The organism is Marinobacter sp., assembly GCF_039977835.1.
Lineage (GTDB): Bacteria > Pseudomonadota > Gammaproteobacteria > Pseudomonadales > Oleiphilaceae > Marinobacter.
Genome location: NZ_JBDWCL010000048.1, coordinates 1 through 17,978 on the forward strand (window position 1 = coordinate 1; position 17,978 = coordinate 17,978).

General features: G+C 57.1%; 20 protein-coding genes. 7 read left to right on the forward strand and 13 right to left on the reverse strand.

Annotated features, from left to right (window positions below; translation table 11 throughout):
- Nucleotides 1-183: 183 nt before the first annotated feature.
- The 7 genes from ABJM11_RS14590 to ABJM11_RS14620 form a co-directional block, all read right to left on the reverse strand.
- Nucleotides 184-531, reverse strand: a complete 348-nt coding sequence (locus tag ABJM11_RS14590; RefSeq protein ID WP_224849412.1) for a DUF3024 domain-containing protein — start codon at nt 529-531, stop codon at nt 184-186.
- 101 nt (nt 532-632) lie between these two features.
- Nucleotides 633-1,127, reverse strand: a complete 495-nt coding sequence (locus ABJM11_RS14595; protein ID WP_348293128.1) for an ATP-binding protein — start codon at nt 1,125-1,127, stop codon at nt 633-635.
- Nucleotides 1,128-1,220: 93 nt separating this feature from the next.
- Nucleotides 1,221-1,637, reverse strand: a complete 417-nt coding sequence (locus ABJM11_RS14600) for a hypothetical protein (RefSeq protein WP_348293130.1) — start codon at nt 1,635-1,637, stop codon at nt 1,221-1,223.
- A gap of 95 nt (nt 1,638-1,732) precedes the next feature.
- Complete coding sequence (locus ABJM11_RS14605) at nt 1,733-2,065, reverse strand: YnfA family protein (protein ID WP_348293131.1); 333 nt, start codon at nt 2,063-2,065, stop codon at nt 1,733-1,735.
- A 641-nt stretch (nt 2,066-2,706) separates the two neighbouring features.
- A complete protein-coding gene (locus ABJM11_RS14610; protein WP_062373489.1) occupies nt 2,707-3,006 on the reverse strand; it encodes a DNA-binding transcriptional regulator in 300 nt (99 codons plus the stop codon).
- Nucleotides 2,999-3,313, reverse strand: a complete 315-nt coding sequence (locus ABJM11_RS14615) for a hypothetical protein (RefSeq protein WP_054641851.1) — start codon at nt 3,311-3,313, stop codon at nt 2,999-3,001. The genes ABJM11_RS14610 and ABJM11_RS14615 overlap by 8 nt, the downstream gene beginning before the upstream one ends.
- A gap of 122 nt (nt 3,314-3,435) precedes the next feature.
- Nucleotides 3,436-3,993: a hypothetical protein gene (locus ABJM11_RS14620; RefSeq protein ID WP_348293132.1), complete on the reverse strand. Its 558-nt coding sequence runs from the start codon at nt 3,991-3,993 to the stop codon at nt 3,436-3,438.
- Between the two features lie 355 nt (nt 3,994-4,348).
- On the opposite strand from ABJM11_RS14620, the gene ABJM11_RS14625 reads away from it, so the two are divergent.
- Nucleotides 4,349-5,353, forward strand: coding sequence for an integron integrase (locus tag ABJM11_RS14625; protein ID WP_348293133.1), 1,005 nt, complete (start codon nt 4,349-4,351; stop codon nt 5,351-5,353).
- 78 nt (nt 5,354-5,431) lie between these two features.
- Nucleotides 5,432-6,196, forward strand: coding sequence for an adenosylcobinamide-GDP ribazoletransferase (gene cobS / locus ABJM11_RS14630; RefSeq protein WP_348293322.1), 765 nt, complete (start codon nt 5,432-5,434; stop codon nt 6,194-6,196).
- Here cobS and cbiB read toward each other — a convergent pair.
- Complete coding sequence (cbiB, locus tag ABJM11_RS14635; protein ID WP_348293134.1) at nt 6,193-7,137, reverse strand: adenosylcobinamide-phosphate synthase CbiB; 945 nt, start codon at nt 7,135-7,137, stop codon at nt 6,193-6,195. The genes cobS and cbiB overlap by 4 nt on opposite strands.
- Nucleotides 7,138-7,279: 142 nt before the next feature.
- On the opposite strand from cbiB, the gene cobT reads away from it, so the two are divergent.
- Nucleotides 7,280-8,347 (forward strand): nicotinate-nucleotide--dimethylbenzimidazole phosphoribosyltransferase, encoded by a 1,068-nt coding sequence (gene cobT / locus ABJM11_RS14640; RefSeq protein ID WP_407070002.1) that lies wholly within the window; start codon nt 7,280-7,282, stop codon nt 8,345-8,347.
- Between the two features lie 2 nt (nt 8,348-8,349).
- Nucleotides 8,350-8,970, forward strand: a complete 621-nt coding sequence (locus ABJM11_RS14645) for an alpha-ribazole phosphatase family protein (RefSeq protein WP_348293136.1) — start codon at nt 8,350-8,352, stop codon at nt 8,968-8,970.
- On the opposite strand, the gene cobU is transcribed toward ABJM11_RS14645, so the two are convergent.
- The gene (cobU, locus tag ABJM11_RS14650; protein WP_348293138.1) at nt 8,959-9,483 is read right to left on the reverse strand and encodes a bifunctional adenosylcobinamide kinase/adenosylcobinamide-phosphate guanylyltransferase; all 525 of its coding nucleotides are present in this window, start codon (nt 9,481-9,483) and stop codon (nt 8,959-8,961) included. The genes ABJM11_RS14645 and cobU overlap by 12 nt on opposite strands.
- 120 nt (nt 9,484-9,603) lie before the next feature.
- Between cobU and ABJM11_RS14655 the strand changes: the two genes are divergently transcribed.
- Both ABJM11_RS14655 and ABJM11_RS14660 read left to right on the forward strand, forming a co-directional pair.
- Complete coding sequence (locus tag ABJM11_RS14655; RefSeq protein WP_348293140.1) at nt 9,604-11,478, forward strand: putative nucleotidyltransferase substrate binding domain-containing protein; 1,875 nt, start codon at nt 9,604-9,606, stop codon at nt 11,476-11,478.
- Nucleotides 11,471-12,208, forward strand: a complete 738-nt coding sequence (locus ABJM11_RS14660) for a 3'-5' exonuclease (RefSeq protein ID WP_348293141.1) — start codon at nt 11,471-11,473, stop codon at nt 12,206-12,208. The genes ABJM11_RS14655 and ABJM11_RS14660 overlap by 8 nt, the downstream gene beginning before the upstream one ends.
- Before the next feature lie 12 nt (nt 12,209-12,220).
- Here the strand turns inward: ABJM11_RS14660 and msrB are convergent, their stop codons facing one another.
- From msrB to ABJM11_RS14675, 3 genes are all read right to left on the reverse strand, one after another.
- Nucleotides 12,221-13,426: a peptide-methionine (R)-S-oxide reductase MsrB gene (gene msrB / locus ABJM11_RS14665; protein ID WP_348293142.1), complete on the reverse strand. Its 1,206-nt coding sequence runs from the start codon at nt 13,424-13,426 to the stop codon at nt 12,221-12,223.
- 127 nt (nt 13,427-13,553) lie between these two features.
- On the reverse strand, nt 13,554-15,026 hold the full coding sequence (locus ABJM11_RS14670; protein ID WP_348293143.1) for an ATP-binding protein: 1,473 nt from the start codon (nt 15,024-15,026) through the stop codon (nt 13,554-13,556).
- Between the two features lie 3 nt (nt 15,027-15,029).
- Nucleotides 15,030-15,734, reverse strand: coding sequence for a response regulator transcription factor (locus ABJM11_RS14675; RefSeq protein WP_348293144.1), 705 nt, complete (start codon nt 15,732-15,734; stop codon nt 15,030-15,032).
- Between the two features lie 243 nt (nt 15,735-15,977).
- Here ABJM11_RS14675 and ABJM11_RS14680 point away from each other — a divergent pair, with 243 nt between their 5' ends.
- Nucleotides 15,978-16,556 carry a QsdR family transcriptional regulator gene (locus tag ABJM11_RS14680; RefSeq protein ID WP_348293146.1) on the forward strand — a complete coding sequence of 193 codons (579 nt, stop codon included), beginning with the start codon at nt 15,978-15,980 and terminating at the stop codon, nt 16,554-16,556.
- Here the strand turns inward: ABJM11_RS14680 and ABJM11_RS14685 are convergent.
- The gene (locus ABJM11_RS14685) at nt 16,553-17,968 is read right to left on the reverse strand and encodes an aldehyde dehydrogenase family protein (protein WP_348293147.1); all 1,416 of its coding nucleotides are present in this window, start codon (nt 17,966-17,968) and stop codon (nt 16,553-16,555) included. The two genes, ABJM11_RS14680 and ABJM11_RS14685, sit on opposite strands and share 4 nt — an antisense overlap.
- Nucleotides 17,969-17,978: the final 10 nt, after the last annotated feature.

A 17,978-nucleotide genomic window follows, 5' to 3' on the forward strand; every position in this document is an offset into this window, starting at 1 on the left:
TAGTTGTAATGCTTGAAGCGAGGCATGCCAACGACTCCTTGTCCGTTTGCCTGATCCTACCAAACCGGGGTGGAGATTTCGGGGTTTTTCTACAGCCTCAACGCCAACATTAAGCGGCGCCCGACTAGGGCGTCCGGTGGACGGCCGCCAGGCAGGGAACGAACTTGAATGACTGGTTATGTGCTACCCGAAGAAACAGCCATTCTCGTCGGCATTCACGATAGCAAAAAATTCCTCTATGGAGCGTGACTCAGGTTCTGGCGTGTATGAATGCCATTTTAGATCGCTGCGCATCCAGTAGATTTTCCAGCGCTGAGACTTCTTGACGTAGGTAGCTTTTGCCACAGGCGACTCAATGATCGTGGACGGCTCACGAAAATGCGGGCGAATTTCGACAATCTGCACACTTTGGCCAGAAACGCGAACGTCCAAATCCACTTGGGAACGAATATGGACTGGTGGCCGCCTCGCTTCCAGAAAATCCGAAGCAGCCCGATCAATTTTCTTTGCTTCAAACTCACTGAATGCCATGTAGATTCTCTATAGGAACGCCCACATAACGCCCGCAGCACGCGCGGCTTTGTAGTGAAGGCGAAGCCGCAACGAAAAAGCCGTCGCCGTGCCTGCGATTGTTATGCATTTGCCGCAATTACGGTTGTGTTGAACCCTTCATCAGAAGTTGGGGCAACAAAGTGCTTTGTAACAAGCTCAAACATCTCTTCCGTATCAGTTGCCGCTCTCTGTGGCTGCTCTATCCGCCTTTTTGCGATTTGCTCCAAGCAAATTTCATTTGGCTGGTCGATGTAAATCAGCTCGTGTGAAGCCTGGATCTCAGAAAAAATGCTTTTAAACCACTCTCGTTGCGAAATTGTATTTGCAGGAAAGTCCATTACCACATTAGTTCCTGCTGCCAAGATCGACTGAGCCAGCTTCTTCATTTGAGGCTTGAGCCTACCAGCATATTTTACGTAATCTTCCAGTGTCTTAATACTATCCGGATAAACTGACGCAAGCCACTCGTCTTCAGAAAGCAGCACGGCGTTTCGCTCATGGGAAACTTCAAGAGACTTTGTAGTTTTACCTGCCCCCATTTTTCCACAGAAAAATGTCAATACTCCTTTATTCATTTCTTACCTCGTATTGCATAACGCTTGCAGCATGCGCGCCATTGGAATGGAGCCGAAGGCGCAATGAAAAGGGCGTCGCTGTGCCTGCACTTGTTACACAGCACCGAAATTCCCCCTAAGAATGAACACAATAGGCGTCAGCAGGATGAACGCGACAACGAATGCTGGGAACATTGATCGAGCTAACAGTGTTAAAAAAGTCGGTTTGGTATGCAAAACGACTCCAGGAAGCTCATCCGAAATCCAAACTGCCATCTCGGTACCAACCACTAATTCCTCGTCGGGTGTGTAAGGGGGAGGAGCGATAAAATGGATAGGCCCCCTTCCTTCAACCCTGATGCCCAGTTGAACTAACCGAACTAGAGCAGCACGATGATTCTGCTCAACCATTGCTGAGGTCTGTCTGGCCCCAGACAATGGCTTTAGCTGCGAAAAACGCACCAGTGCGATCAGCAAAAAGATCGCTGATACCGCTATTAAATAGTAAACGACGAACTCGGTTGTATTCATGCGGTGTAACGCCCTTGTTTAGCGGCGCCCATGTAGCGCAGCGAAATGGGCGTCCGGTGTAGGGCCGGAGGCCCGGAACGAACTACAACAGTTGGTTATGTGGTGCGCGGCGCAAACATGATGATAGCCATACCCACCAGAGCAACGGCTGAGCCAACTAAATCCCAAGCGGTGGGACGAATATCATCGATGGCCCAAAGCCATACAATCGCCATAAAAATATACACACCACCATACGCCGCATAGACCCTGCCGGCAGCGGTTGGGTGCAGCGAAAGCAACCACGCAAATGCTGCAAGGCTCAACGCACCTGGCACCAGAAGCCAGATGGTTTTGCCCTCACGAAGCCAGAGGTAAGGCAAATAACAACCCACGATCTCTGCCAATGCGGTAACGAGAAAAAGACCGACTGTTTTCAACTCAGGCAATGAAATTGACCTCTTGGCAGTAACACATAACGCTGAAATAAGCGGCGGCCCGACAGGGGCGTCCGGTGGAGGCCGCAGGCCGGAACGAACTTAATTGACTGGTTAACTGGCGCTGCCACCATAGTATGACCTTAGCACCTGATGACGGTGCTTGAAGATGAGTCGGTAGACAGGTGCCAGAACGTCTGCCAACACTGGCAACCTACACTGGAACTCGACGGTATCGGTGACCCAGCATAATGCCCCGTTCCGATTGATGTCCCGCCGATGGTGCCACAGCTTATTGGTTAAAGTACTGGACACCTCCACAAAACCCCGTTGGCGATCAATGGATTGAAAAAAGAACGTGTGCCGATCAATGGGAAGGATACCGAAAAGGAGTATCCAGCTCGAAAAGAGCACCCTACCGGAGGGCCATTCGAAGATCGGCTTGCTTGACCATTCTGAGGGAGCCGTCATACGGATGAGAGGGCTCAATTCCCTATTTACGCCCTTCATGGTGAGTAGCCCAGCAACATCTTCGGGACTGATTTTAAGATTGCTCGATACTTCAAATTTCACTGAGACCTTCCGTGACAGTTAACGCCCGGCTTTGCGGCGTGCCGGAGCGCAGCGTAGGCGCGTCCGACAACAGCCGCTTGTTAACCCCGTAGCTCGAGGCCTTCTCGAATGACCTCGGGATGACGGGAAGCAATCTCAATGAGCGCTTTTGCTGGACCAGAGGGTTCACGTCGACCTTGCTCCCACTCCTGCAGGGTTCGCGCGGAAATATGCAGTACCTCAGCAAACTCGACCTGAGTCAGTCCGGTTTTGCCTCGAGCCTCTGCCACCTCGTTAGGCTCAACACGACTGACTCGTGCAGTTTTGCCCGCTTTCATTTCTTTAACAGACTGAAGCAACTTGTTGCCAAGCTCCTCAGCACTTAGTGTCTCGTCACTCATTTTCCAATACCTCACGAATCGACTTCAGGATATGAGCGGGTATATTGCCCCTGACGGCTTTCTTGTAGATCACCAATAACCAGATCTCACCATTTGCCAACTTGGTGAAGTAAATGACTCGCACCCCACCGCGCTTCCCTGAACCCGCTACCGACCAACGAACCTTTCTACATCCGCCGCTACCCGGAATGGGGTCACCAATTTCCGGACTTGCCGCAAGCCAGGCAAAGAAAGCGCTTCGCTCTTCCTCAGTCCAGATTTTTCTGGCATCTGCTTCAAATGTAGGGGTTTCGATGATGGTAAACATGACAGTCAATATACGTCATTGACGGAGTTTTGCAAGATGCTGGTCACAAGGGTTAACGCCCGGCTCACGCGCCGGTTTGGAGCCGCGAAGCGGCGGAAAATCGGTCACTGTGCAGCCGATTGTTAGGGTCGACAGACATGCTTGAGCATCCCTTCGAAGAACTGAACCACAATGCCCCGGATTTGTTCTACCGTGTAGTACTGGTTTGCATATTCGACATAGATTCCTTCACCTACCGAGGTGAAAAAGTACTGATACCAATCCTTGACGACAGGCTGATCTTCTATTGCCGTGACCTGACTGGAACGCAACCAGTGATAGTGCTTGCTTGCATTGGCCGTCTCGATACAGATGCGAAGCGCATGGACTATATGCCTCCGTGCATCTTGCCCACTGTTTGGAACACAAGACTGGTCTTTGATCCAGCTAGAAGCATCCAATGGCAGTGCATCATAATCAGAATGCCCGATAGCCTCGGTTAACTGCTTCGATATTTCGTGCTCCTGATAGTATTTCCGGCACCATTCATAAAGGACGGCAGCAGTCACAAAGAAATTGAATAGGTCGTAACGATGAGGGACCCCATGGATTTTCTCGGCGTCGTGCAGCAGTTTGCCCATCAGGTCCTCCGGCGTTTCCAAACCGTATGAGATGTGGGACAAATCCTTTTGCTTAGCCATAAATCTCCTCACACGCTTGGAACTCGTGAACTGCCCCTAACATTTGTATATGAGTCGCCACGACCACTTCCCCAGCGAGTCATATCTCAACTTGAACGTTCACCAAAGCTAGGCAGGAATCCCCGTCAGGTCAATAAGTTCCGATTATTTCTCTCCACTTCTCTCGACGTAAAAACGCTCTCGACGACTACTATCCCATTTTCGCAGGATTTTCCAACCAAATGATTTATAAATAAAAATAGCAACCTTTCCACATCCCACCCAGATCATGGTCGCTACGGCCATTTTTCCAGTTGCAGAAGAGCAACTTCACCAAATAAACTGTATGCATATACAGTCTCAAGGATTTGTACTCATGGACGATATACCAGCCCCGCTGCCATCCAACCCTACCCGCTTTATGGATCGTTTCCGTGCATTTATTCGTGCCAGGCATCTGGCCTACCGTACGGAGAAAACTTACTGCCTGTGGGTACGGGAATTTATTCGCTTTCATAATAAACGCCATCCGGAATCAATGGGGCCCGTAGAGGTGAATCAATGGCTGAGTCATCTGGCGAACAATCGCAATGTCGCTGTGAACACCCAAAAAACTGCATTGAACGCGGTTGTGTTTATGTATCACCAGTTTCTCGGCAAGGAATTAGGTGAATTGCAGTTCGTCCAAACGTCCAGAGGGCGCAAACTGCCCACCGTTTTCACCCATGACGAAGCAATGTCGGTATTAGCACACATGCAGGGCACGCATCGGTTGGTTGCCAGTCTTATGTATGGCTCAGGTTTACGAGTGATGGAGGCAGCCCGGCTTCGTGTTCAGGATGTGGAATTTTCCGAGCCCTGTCTGTTTGTGCGGGAGACTAAAGGCGATAAGTGGCGGCGTACGATTCTTCCCTCTTCGCTCTGCGACGCACTGAAAACCCAGATTGAGTTTGCGCTGGCTCTCCACCAGCAGGATTTGCAGGATGGCTTCGGAGAAGTCTATTTGCCCAATGCGCTGTCAAAGAAGTTCCCTGGCGCCGCCCGCAGTCCCGGTTGGCAGTATGTATTTCCCGCCCAACGCCTGGCCATCGACCCTCGCTCTGGTGTTCGTCGCCGGCATCATATTGGTGAACAGCAGGTCAGGCGTTCGGTTCAGTCTGCCATCAGGCACGCAGGCATTCGCAAGAAGGCCAGTTGTCACACCTTTCGTCACAGTTTTGCCACCAACTTGCTACGGCACGGAACAGATATTCGCAGCATTCAGGAGTTAATGGGCCACAACGACATAGGCACCACGCAGATATACACTCATGTGATTGGCACCCATGAGCGCGGGATCAGGAGTCCACTGGACGACCATTCACCAGGGTCCCGCCTCTAACGGCCACGAACACCTATAATGCTAGACTGGCCGGGAAACCAACGTGATCCTCAATAACAGGGCAAGCCATTGGACAATATGAAACCCATCATCCACAGGGAGTGGCAGGCTCTCTGGCTGGCCATCGGGTTCCTCACCCGCATTCCCATGCTGGTACGGATAGACTACTCGCCGCAACTGATGAACCAGTGCAGTGTCTATTTTCCACTTGTGGGGCTGATACTCGGCACCATCTACGCTGCGTTGTATATCGCTCTCATGCATTTCTGGAGCCCTCTGGTGTGCCTTGTGCTGGTCACCGGGTTTCACCTCTGGATTACCGGGGCCTTTCATGAAGATGGGCTGGCAGACAGCCTGGATGCGCTGGGCGGTGGGTATTCGGTAGAAGCCAGGCTGCGCATCATGAAGGACAGCCGCATCGGCACCTACGGTACGGTCGCGCTGGTGGTGGCGTTGGGGCTGAAGGTGGCTTTGCTGGCCGAAGCTCAACCGGTGTGGCTCGCGCTGCTTCTGGCCCCCATGGTGGCCCGTCTTGCACCACTCCTGATCATGGGCCACCTGTCCTATGTGACGGACCCGGATAAAAGCAAGAGCAAGCCGGTGGCAGATGATTTCTCGAATACCCGGCTGGCCCTCGCGGCGGCCTTCACCCTCATGGCAACCCTTTTACTGACCGGTTTCCAGGGCGGGATCCTGCTGTGGAGTACAGTGGCGACTCTGGGTACGGCTCTGGCGTGGGGCCTGTATCTGCGCCAGCAACTGGGCGGCTATACCGGGGACACGCTGGGGGCCAGCGTGGTGTTCGCTGAACTCGTGTTGTTACTCGGCCTGGCGAGCCTTTAGTACACAAGCACACACCCGGCAGCCGCCAGCCCCAGTACACCCAGCCAGAGCCAGGCTCCCCGCTGCACCAGCCCAATGGCTTCATCAACAGTGTCCGCGGAGGCTTCCGGGCCGTCTCCGAGCACCGGTCGCTGCCGGATACCGGATGAATAGGGGGCCGGGCCGCCCAAAGACACCCCCAGTGCACCTGCCCCTGCCGCCATCACTGGCCCGGCATTCGGGCTATCCCATTTCGGTGCCTGGGTTTGCCAGCAACGCCAGGCCAGGCGGGTATGTCCCAGTAAGGCGTAGGTAAGCGCAGTCAACCGGGCTGGCAGCCAGTTCAGGACATCGTCCAGCCTTGCGGCAACCCGCCCGAAATAACGGTAGCGTTCATTGCGGTAACCCCACATGGCATCCAGGGTGTTCACCATCCGGTGAAGGAGGACCCCGGGTATGCCCGCCACCAGAAACCAGAACAGACTGGCAAACACCGCATCTGCGCCGTTCTCCAGCATCGATTCACTCGCTGCAGTCGCTACACCGTTTTCATTGAGCTCACTGGATTGGCGGCTGACAATGCGGCTTACCCGCTCTCGCGCACCCTCCAGGTCACCCCGGTGCAACGCCTTCGACACCGCGCGGCCATGTTCCTTCAACCCCCGGATGGAAAGAGCAAAATACAGAACCACCACCTGCAGCAACAGGTACAGCCATCCATTCAGCGCCCATCGCAGCATTTCCGCCACGAACAACACCGGGAATACCACCACCAGTACGCCCAGCAACCCCATCGTGATTGACCGGCCCTTGCGCACTGGCAACCGGTTTAACCAATGTTCCACCCACCCGGCCAGGCGCCCGAACCCAACCAGCGGATGCCACCGGTGGGGCTCCCCCAGCCATCGGTCCAACAGCACGGCAGCAAGGCACACAATTACAGAGGTAACAAACACGTTCAAATCGGCACCATCTCCTGGAAGGGACGTATCTGGATTACGGAGCGGTTGTGCAGTCTAACCGAGTCATCGCCAATCTTGACACTGTTTCAGGCCCGGTAGACCATTCCATGTTTTCACTGGCCAGGAATCCACCATGCCTTCTTTGCCGCCAAGCTGGAGCCACCAGCTTTGCAAACCCGATTCGCAGGCAGCCTCACAGGCCGCAGAGCGCCAGCAGGTACTGACCAAACCGCCGGGTTCCCTGGGCCAACTGGAACAACTCGCCATCCGGTTTGCCGGCTTGCAGGGGATGGAGCATCCGGCAATCGATCCGGTAAGGATTACCATATTCGCCGGTGACCACGGCGTATGTGAAGAAGGCGTGTCTGCGTTTCCGCAGGAAGTCACGGCGCAGATGATCGCCAACTTCGCCAGCGGGGGCGCGGCCATCAGTGTGATGGCCAGATATCTGGGCGCCTCACTGGAAGTGGTCAATCTGGGCACGGTAGGCGAGGTGTCGGTTCTCGCGGGCGTGCGGGATGAACTGATCGCACCGGTTACCGCCAACCTGGCCGTGACGGATGCAATGACGGAAGCCCAGGTCTGTTCCGCACTGACCAGTGGCGATGCGGCGGCGGAACGGGCGGCCAGCGCCGGATGCCGGCTGTTCATCGGCGGCGACATGGGGATCGGAAACACCACCAGCGCCGCGGCCCTTGCCTGTGCCCTGCTCAACTTGCCCCCGGAAACACTCGTGGGCCCCGGCACCGGCCTGGACGCCGCCGGCATTTCCCATAAAAGCGCGGTGGTAAGCCGGGCCCTGAATCGCCACGGCAGCAATACTGGCCCTCTTGCGACACTGGCCTCCCTGGGCGGGTTTGAAATCGCCGCGTTGACCGGCGCAATCCTGGGCTGCGCTTACCGGGGCATTCCTGTACTGGTAGACGGGTTTATCGTTTCGGTCGCCGCGCTGGTGGCCGTTCGCCAGCAGCCAGATGCCTGGCACTGGCTTGTGTTCGCCCATCAGTCCGCCGAACCGGGGCACCAGGCCGTGCTGCAGGCGCTTGACGCCAAACCATTGCTGGACCTTGGTATGCGGCTGGGTGAAGGCAGCGGCGCCGCAGTGGCGGTCCCCTTGCTTCGCGCGGCGTGTGAGCTCCACAACGGGATGGCAAGCTTCGCGGATGCCGGCGTCACCGACAAGGACCAGACCGAAGGCCGGGAGTCCTGATCATGAGCGGTAACACCACCACATTCTTCGACCTGATCCGCCATGGAGAACCTGCCGGCGGGCCCATGTTCCGGGGCAGCAAGGACGACCCGCTGAGCGATACCGGCTGGCAGCAGATCAACGCCGCCATAACGGAAGATGACCACTGGGACCTTATCATTACATCACCCCTCTTGCGCTGCCAGGCTTTTGCATGGCAACTGGCCCGGCAGCGACAACTGCCTGTCCATGAAGAACCGCAGCTACGGGAAATCGGTTTTGGCGACTGGGAAGGCAGAACCTCCACTGACATTCTGGCACATACTCCCGACGCGCTTGCCCGTTTCTGGAGTGACCCGGTGAACCATCCGCCACCCGGGGGCGAAGCCATTACAGCATTCAGCGAACGGGTCACCAGGGCATGGCAACACTGGCAATGCGAAGCTTCCGGAAAACGGGTACTGGTGGTGTGTCACGGGGGTGTTATCCGCATGATTCTGGCTGAGGTGATGGGCATACCCCTGCAACGCTCATTCTCTGCCATCGCCGTGCCCTACGCCTGTCGCAGCCGTATCCGCATAGACGAGTCAAGGCACGGGCTGCTCAGCTGCCTGCAGAGCCACGGCACTCCGTCAGCCTTTTAAGGTTTGCGGCAGCCCGGCCACACTCATCAGAACCCGGTCGCAGCAGGCGGCTAGGTCCTGGTTGAGCCAGCCCAGTTCGTCACAGAAACGGCGGGTAAGCGGGTCCATACCGATGGTGCCCAGGCCGACTTCGTTGCTGACAATCACCACCTGGCCAGGGTACTCCCTCAAGGCGTGCAGGAAAGCTTCCCTCTCGCGGGTGAATACGTCATCGCCTGCAAACAGCAGGTTGCTGACCCACAGGCTCATGCAGTCTATCAGCAACAACGGCGGCCTCGGCCTGCTGCCATGGTCATCCAGCACGCCAGCCAGTTTTACAGGAGCCTCCACCAGGCCCCATTCCGGGGGCCGGCTTCGCTGGTGACGCGCCACCCTCAGGGCCATCTCATCATCGCCAACCGTTGCGGTGGCCAGATACACCACTGGCTCCCCCGAATCGCTGGCGATCTGTTCGGCCAGTGCGGTTTTACCGGAGCGGATACCCCCCAGAACAAGCGTACAAAGTCCAGCCACAAACAATCCTTCTTCCCATACAGCTAACGTCTTGCCTCCCATCATGGCCGTAAAACAGCGCCACTGCTATATTGCGTGTTGAATTCACCACGCCGGACCGGTGCAAAAAGGAAGCGAGTAATGCAGGCAGAGCTGATCGAGATACGCAACCACCTGGCCCAGCATGCGCCGTTTGACGAGATGCCGGAAGAAACTCTCGACAAAATCGTCGCGGGTATCGAGGTTACTTATTTCCGCGCTGGGGCCGACATCCTCAAGTTCGGTGAGCGCAACAGCCACCTGCATTACATACGCAGTGGCGCAGTCGAGATGTATCGTCGCACGGGCGAGCTCTACAACCGTCTCGGTGAAGGCGAGATTTTCGGCCAGTATGGCCTGCTGATGAGCAAAACGGTGCGCTTCCCAGTGAAGGCGATAGAGGACTCTCTGATTTACCTGATCCCCGACGAGATCTTCCAGTATCTGTGGAAAAACGACGACAACTTCACCGATTTTGTCGAAGTTGAAGACCGCTCCCGCCTGCGCTCTGCGTTGTCCCGGCGGCGGAGGTCCAGTCAGCCCATGACCGCCCGGGTAACCCGGCTGATTTCCCGTGAGCCGGTGACTGCGCCGATCAGCGTTCGCTTGCAGGAAGCTGCCCGCATCATGACCGAAGAGGGTGTTTCAGCGTTGCTTCTCATGGACGAAAGCGGGGATGGTTCCAGACTTTCCGGCATCATAACGGACCGCGACCTCCGCACCCGCGCCCTCAGCGAGGCCCTGCCGTCGGAAACACCGATCAGTGACATCATGACCGACAGCCTGATTACTACGAGCTCCAACTCCTTTATTTTCGAAGCCATGCTGACCATGCTCCACAACAACGTGCACCACTTGCCGGTAATGGAGGGCGACACTATCCGCGGCGTAATCGCCCTGTCGGATATCGTGAAGCACGAGTCCCAGAGCAGCCTCTACCTGGTCAGCAACATCTACCAGCAACAGGATGTACAAGGCCTGAAACGCCTTAGTAAAGAAGTACCCAGCACCTTTGTTCGTATGGTCCATGAAGATGCCAACTCCCATATGATTGGCAGCGCCATGGCCGGTATCGGCCGCAGCTTCAGCCAGCGGCTGCTGGAACTGGGGGAAGAGAAACTGGGGCCGCCGCCGGTGCCATACTGTTTCATGGCCCTGGGCTCCATGGCCAGGGATGAGCAGCTGGTCGTAACCGACCAGGACAACGCCATGGTGCTGGACGACAGCTTCGACCCGGCACAACACGACGAGTATTTTCTGGCGCTGGCGAAATTTGTCAGCGACGGCCTGGCGGATTGCGGCTACACCTACTGTACCGGCGATATCATGGCCACGAACCAGAAATGGCGCCAGCCGCTAAAAGTGTGGAAAGAGTACTTCGCCGACTGGATTGAAAACCCAAAAGCCGAGGCCCTGCTCAACAGCAATATTTTCTTCGACCTGGACGGTATTTTCGGCCGCACAGAGTATACGGAAGAGCTCAAAGCGTTCATTGCCGAAAGGGCGAGCAATAGCCAGCGGTTCCTGGCAATGCTGGCACGCAATGCGCTCAATCGCACACCCCCACTGGGTTTTTTCCGTACCTTTGTCATGGACGAAGGAGGCAAGCAGGCCAAAACCTTTAACCTCAAGCGCCGCGGTACGGCGCCGGTTTCTGACCTGATCCGGGTGCATTCCCTGGCCTGTGGCTCGAAGGCCCAGAATACCTTCAACCGCCTCAAGGCCATCGCTGGCACCAAGCTGATTCCTGAAGACGGAGTGGATAACCTGCGGGACGCCTTCGAGTTCATCGCTATTGTGCGGATTCGCCACCAGGCCCTTGCCATCGAGGCTGGCCGCGAGCCAGACAATAACGTGCGGCCGGAAGACCTGTCGCCCTTCGAACGCAGTCACCTTAAAGACGCCTTCCAGGTGGTCAGCCAGGCGCAGAAGTTCCTCAAGTTCCGATATCACGCGCAGGTGGCACGGAATGTCTGACCTCCACGAATCCATGGCCACCGACGCCCCCGTCGAGAACCTGCCATGGCCTGAGCGTTTTCGTGAGCTTGCCGGACACGCCACGGATGAACGGCTGAAGGCCTTCTACGAAGCGGGTTGCGTTGCTCCGGACACGCCCCTGAAAGAGGTTCCTTTCGTGGGCCTGGACTTCGAAACCACCGGGCTGGACCCCAACAAGCACTCCATTGTCAGTATCGGTGTGGTGCCGTTCACCATCGACCGGGTACATCTGGGGGGCTCGCGGCACTGGCTGGTGAAGCCGCAACTGCCGCTGCATCAGACATCCGTTACGATACACGGCATCACCCATACTGACATCGACAAGGCTCCGGACCTGTCCGAGGTGCTTGATGGAGTTCTCGAAAGCCTGGCCGGCCGCATTCCGGTGGTGCACTACCGCGGTATTGAGAGGCCGTTTCTGAATGTCGCACTGCAGTGGCGAATCGGGGAGGAGATACGTTTTCCGGTGGTCGACACCATGGCCATCGAGTCCTATCTGCATCCGCGCAGGCAACCCAACTGGTGGCAGAGGCTAAAGGGGCAACAGGCCATTTCCATTCGGCTGCCGGACAGCCGGCTACGATATGGCCTGCCACACTATCCTCCCCACAATGCCCTGGTGGACGCGCTGGCCAGCGCCGAATTACTGATGGCCCAGGTTCAACATCACTTTTCGCCAGAGACCCCCGTCGGGGATCTCTGGCTGTGACCGGAAGGAGAATCAGTTGGACGCGGTACGGCTGCTTTCTTCCACTTCGCTGATCAATGCGCCGTAGCCCCGGGCTTCCATTTCCTCCAGCGGAATGAACTTCATCGCCGCGGAGTTCATGCAATAACGAAGGCCAGTCGGTGCGGGGCCATCGTTGAACACATGGCCGAGGTGAGAGTCCGCGTACTTGCTGCGGATCTCGGTCCGTTTCATGAAGAAGGAATTATCTTCTTTTTCAACCACCACATCCGGGCTGATCGGTTGGGTAAAGCTGGGCCAACCGGTGTTGGATTTGTACTTGTCTCTGGATGAGAACAGTGGCTCTCCGGAGACAATATCCACATAAAGGCCGGGCCGCTTCTCGTCGTAGTACTCGTTCTTGAAGGCGGGTTCGGTCCCGTCTTCCTGAGTGACGTAGTACTGCTCCTTCGTCAGCCGTGCCTTCAGCGTTTTATCATCCGGTTTTTCGAATGTCTCCGGATTGAAGCCCTCAACCTGGCTTTGGTTCATGCCGGACTCGTCACCGCCAGCCTGGCCGGATGAATCACTTCCTTCCGGTCGATACTGGGCATAATCCACTTCCTGGTCCTCGCCCCATACCTTTTCGATAAACTGGTAGCGGCCGGAGTTGAAGGTGTAGATCTGGTACCGCACCGGGTTCTTACTGTAGTAATCCTGATGGTATTCCTCGGCCTCATAGAAGGCTTCGAAAGGTACGATTTCAATCTTTACCGGATTATCGTAACGGCCCGACTCTTCCAGTGCCTTCACCGAGGCTTCAGCAGCGCGCTTCTGCTCTTCGTTGTGATAGAAAATCGCAGGCCGGTACTGCCGGCCCCGGTCCACGTACTGGCCTTTCACATCGGTGGGATTCGCAGTACGCCACAGGGCCTGGAGCAGGCCTTCGTAGGTAATAACATCAGGGTCGTAATACACCTGCACGGCCTCGGTGTGCCCGGTACGTCCTCCGGCAACCTGTTGATAGGTAGGATCTTTCTCCTCGCCACCGCTATAACCGGACACCGCTTCAACGACCCCCGGCACTTTCTCTTCATAAGCCTCTTCAACGCACCAGAAACACCCACCGGCAAAGGTGGCAACCGCCAGATCCGGGTCGTCGGGAGCGTATTGTGAATCCGACTCACTGGAGGCGACCACCTGGAACCCGGTCAGTGCGATGGCCACCGCCATTGAGATCAGTAACAGATACCGTTTCATAACCTTAACCTCTTGCCCTTTGAATACTGTGACCAGTTTGCGCTGGATTCATCACAGCATCTTCTCCAGTTTATTACGTTTGTATAACGCCGGAGAGATCATTATGGATGCGGTCACTTCAGGTTAATCACCCTGCCGGAAGCCTTATACAGAAGCATGCGCCCCCGGAGGCTCCGTTTTCAACACGGATATCGCCACCCTGCAGTGTCATGATCCGGCGGGCAATAGCCAACCCGAGGCCGGCATGGCTGCCAGCCCCGGCGGAAGAATCGCCACGATAGAACGGATCAAAGATATGGGGCAGGTCCGGCTCCGGAATGCCCGGGCCGCTGTCGCGCACGCAGACTTCCGGCAGGCCGGCCACCTGCCGGAGCAAAACCTCGATGCGCCCGCCGGCGGGGCTGTAGGCAATGGCATTGCCAATCAGGTTATCCAGCACCCGCTCGGTCATGGCGAGGTCGGCATGGGCCATCGGTTGTTCCGGGTTGCCGGTCACCGCAAGCTCAAGCTGCCGGTTGTGGGCCTCCGGTCCATGCTTCTGGACCACATCGTGCACCAGCTCTGCCAGGGGAAACGGCTCGGGCACGGGTTGCTTTTCGCGGGCTTCCAGGGCAGCAAGTTCAAACAACTCGTCGACCAGCCGGCTCAGGCGCCGGCCCTCTTTAAGGGCGATGTCGAGAAATCGGTCCTGCTCTTCCGGGCTGAGGCGATCCCGCCGCAGTTTCAGGCTTTCAATGTAGCCCTGCATCGAAGCCAGGGGGGTGCGCAGGTCGTGAGAAACCTGGGCCACCAGTTGGCGGCGTTGAGCGTCCTTTTCCGTCAGCTGTTCAATCTGGGAGGCAATTCGGGCGGCCATGTCATCGAAAGTGGCACCCAGGTAGTCGATTTCGTCCCGTACCACCGGTCGCCTGTCTCGCCAGGTGGTCGCGGGTTGATGGCGCATGTCGCCATGCTCGAAATCCTCCACCAGCCGGGTCAGCCATGTCAGCCGGCGGGTCAGCAGCCGAAACACCGCCAGCCCGGCGAGCATCACCACCGCAAGGCTGACCAGCAGGGCCCAGGCACTCAGTTCCAGCAACTGGCCGCCGCGGGCCATGGTTTCCGCGGCATCGTATTCCTCACCTCGCAACACCACGTACAGATAACCTTCCGGATTGTCTGCTGAAGGCACCGGAGTCACGGAAAATACTTTCTGTCGGTCGTGGCTGCGGGGGTCGTCTCCCAGGACTGGGTAACGGCTCATGTCATCCATCAGCCGGCGTATGGGCTCCAGCGAAACCTGCTTGCGCTTGATTTTTGCGGGGTCCGCCGAGTAGGAGAGAATGGTGCCATCGAGGTCGAGCAGATAGATTTCGATACTGGGGTTGATGGTCATGTACAGTGCGAAAAGCTCTTTCAGGGCGCTGCGGTCGAGCTCACCCTCATTCACCAGGTTCCGGTCGGCCACCAGGTTTCTCGCCAGGTCCCGGTGTAGCTCCTGGTTCACTGACGCGTTGTACTCCCTCAGCGAGTAGAGGCTGATAAAGGCGTACAACAGACCGACGCCCAGCAACAACAGGAATAGCCCAACGGCCAGCCGGGTGTATAGAGTCCTCAACATGGGTCAGTCCCGGAAACGATAACCCACCCCCCACACGGTCTCGATGAACTCCGGCTTGGCCGGATCCTTTTCGATCTTGCCACGCAGGCGGTTGATGTGAGTGTTGACGGTGTGCTCGTAGCCTTCATGGTTGTAGCCCCAGACCTTGTCCAGTAGCTGAACGCGGCTGAACACACGGCCCGGATGGCTGGCAAAGTGACAGAGCAGGTCGAACTCCCGGGCCGTCAGCTCCACTTCCTGATCCCGCACAAACGCCCGGCGCCGCGACGGGTCGATTCGCAACCCATCGGTCTGCAGTTCACCACCACTCTCATCGGAGGTAGGCGGCGTGGCCGCCATGGCATCCACTCTCCGGAACAGGGCTTTTACCCGTGCCGACAATTCTGCAACGCTGAAGGGCTTGGTGAGGTAATCGTCGGCACCCATTTCCAGACCCAGAACCCGGTCGAGTTCGGTGCTTTTTGCCGTCAGCATCAGCACCGGCACATAACCCGGGCCGGAGCGGATCTCGCGGCATACTGAGAGACCATCCATACCGGGCAACATCAGATCCAGCACCACCAGGTCAATATCCCCTTCACGAAAACGCGCCAACCCGCTATCACCCCGATCGCACAGGATGGGGTTCATGCCAAGGTCCGCCACGTGCATGCGCACCAACTCGCCAATACCAGGGTTGTCTTCCACTATCAGTACGTTTCGTGTCATAGGTTCCTGGCCGCGGGCCATTTCGCAGGAATCACAATCTGTTGGTACCAGTGTATAGCGCAAAGTTCACAAATGTATCACGCCGGCATTGGGCCTTTGGGCCCACCGGTCATCTCAGCATAACGTGTAATTTCCCAGGACAGATATTCCGGAGTAGGCTGGGACAGCCCGGAGCTTCTGGTCTTCATAGCGGGTTTGCTGTTTTGTCGTTAGAATAAAATCGAACTCCGATACGAGGTTGCAGTGACAGAAAGAACAACGAGGGCAACACCTGCCGACGCCTTCCGGCGAGCACGCAGCATGTGGCTGAAAGGCGAGCGCATTCACCTGGCCTCGCTGTCGGCCGAGCTGAATATCGGAAGGGCTACCCTGTTTCGCTGGGTTGGCAACAAGGATTTACTGCTGGGGGAAGTGCTCTGGTCACTCTACGAGCCGCTCAGGCTCGAAGCGCTCAGCGCAACGCCGGGGCAAGGTGTGGATTTCGTGGTAGGCGTCTACCGGTACATCAATTCCACCCTGCTGCACTCCGAACCACTGCGACGCTTTGTCCATGAGGACCCGGAATACGCGCTCAAGATACTGACCTCGTCGCAGTCCACGATTCACAGCCGCGCTGTCGAGGCCAATACCCGCACGCTTCGTGACCAGATAGCCTGCGGGCATATCAATCCGCCCCTGAACGTCGACAGCCTGTCCTACTTCATGGTGCGGCTGGCCGAATCCTGCCTGTACAGCGACATAATCAACGGTCGCCAGCCCCGCGATGAGGAGCTGGAGGACGCCTGCATCGCGGTGCGGATACTGCTTGGCGGGAAGGCCTAAAGCTGCAGGGAACGCACCTCCAGGAACTCTTCCAGCCCCCACTTACCGAACTCGCGGCCAATACCGGAATGTCCGAACCCGCCGAACGGTGCCAATGGGTTGAAGTCGCCGCCGTTAACGAAGACCTGGCCGGTGCGCAACTTGCCGGCCACTTTTTTGGCGTGGGCATCATCACCGGACCAGACGGCGCCTGACAGGCCATAGGCGGTCCCGTTGGCAATTTCGATGGCCTCGGCTTCATCCTCGTAAGGGATCACGCACAAGACGGGACCGAAGATTTCTTCCTGGGCGATGCGGCTGTTGGGTTTGACGTTGCCGAATACCGTGGCCCTGACGAAGTACCCCTGCTCGCAGCCTTCCGGCGCTTCCGGGCCGCCGGCAACCAGGGTTGCTCCTTCCTGAATGCCGAGTTTGATGTAATCAATGACCTTGTCCCGTTGTTGCGCGGAGGCCAGCGGGCCCAGTCGTGTGGTTTCTTCCAGCGGGTTGCCAGGGGTCATTTTCGCCACTGCTGCAGCGGCCAGTTCGCAGGCTTCGTCATGCTTGTCTGCTGGCACCAACATGCGGGTCAGAGCTGTGCACGTCTGGCCGGAGTTCAGCAGGCAGTTGTTAACCGTTCCCTTCACCGCTTTGGCCAGGTCGGCATCCGCCAGGACGACCGATGCGGACTTGCCACCCATTTCCAGGGCAAAACGCTTGAAGTCATCCGCAGTGGCGTGGGCGATCAGGCTGCCCGTACGGGTGGAGCCGGTGAAGGACACCATGTTGACGGCTGGATGTTTGATCAGGGTGTCGCCCACGGTTTGGCCTTCGCCACAGACCAGGTTAAAGACGCCCTTGGGCAGATCTGTCTGGTCCAGGATTTCCGCCAGTATGTAGGCGCTCTGGGGGGCGATTTCGGATGGTTTGAGCACCACTGTGCAACCGGCGGCAATGGCCGGAACCACTTTGAGAATCACCTGGTGCAACGGGTAATTCCAGGGGGTGATGCAACCCACCACGCCGACCGGCGTGTATTGCACCTCGGAATTGCCCACCTGCTCACTGAACGGGAAGTCCGGCAACAGCTTCAGATAACTTTTGGTGATGGTTGCAGGCAGCCCCGCCTGAATCCCGGTGGCCAGTTTGATGGGCATGCCCACTTCCCGGCACACGGTTTCGGCAATTTCCGGTGCCCGCTCTTTCAGGCCGGCGTGGAGTTGTTCCAGCACGTGAAGTCGCTTTTCCAGGGTGCTCTCAGACCAGCTCTCGAAAGCTGCATGGGCAGCAGTAATAGCCTGCTCCATTTCCTCACGGCCGGAGGCGGGAACCCTGGCAATCACATCCCCTGTGGCGGCCTCATGGACATCAATGTTGTCGCCACCCCAGTCCTGCCACTGGCCGTTAATGTAGTTCTTGCTGAGATCTTTCATGGTTCTGCTC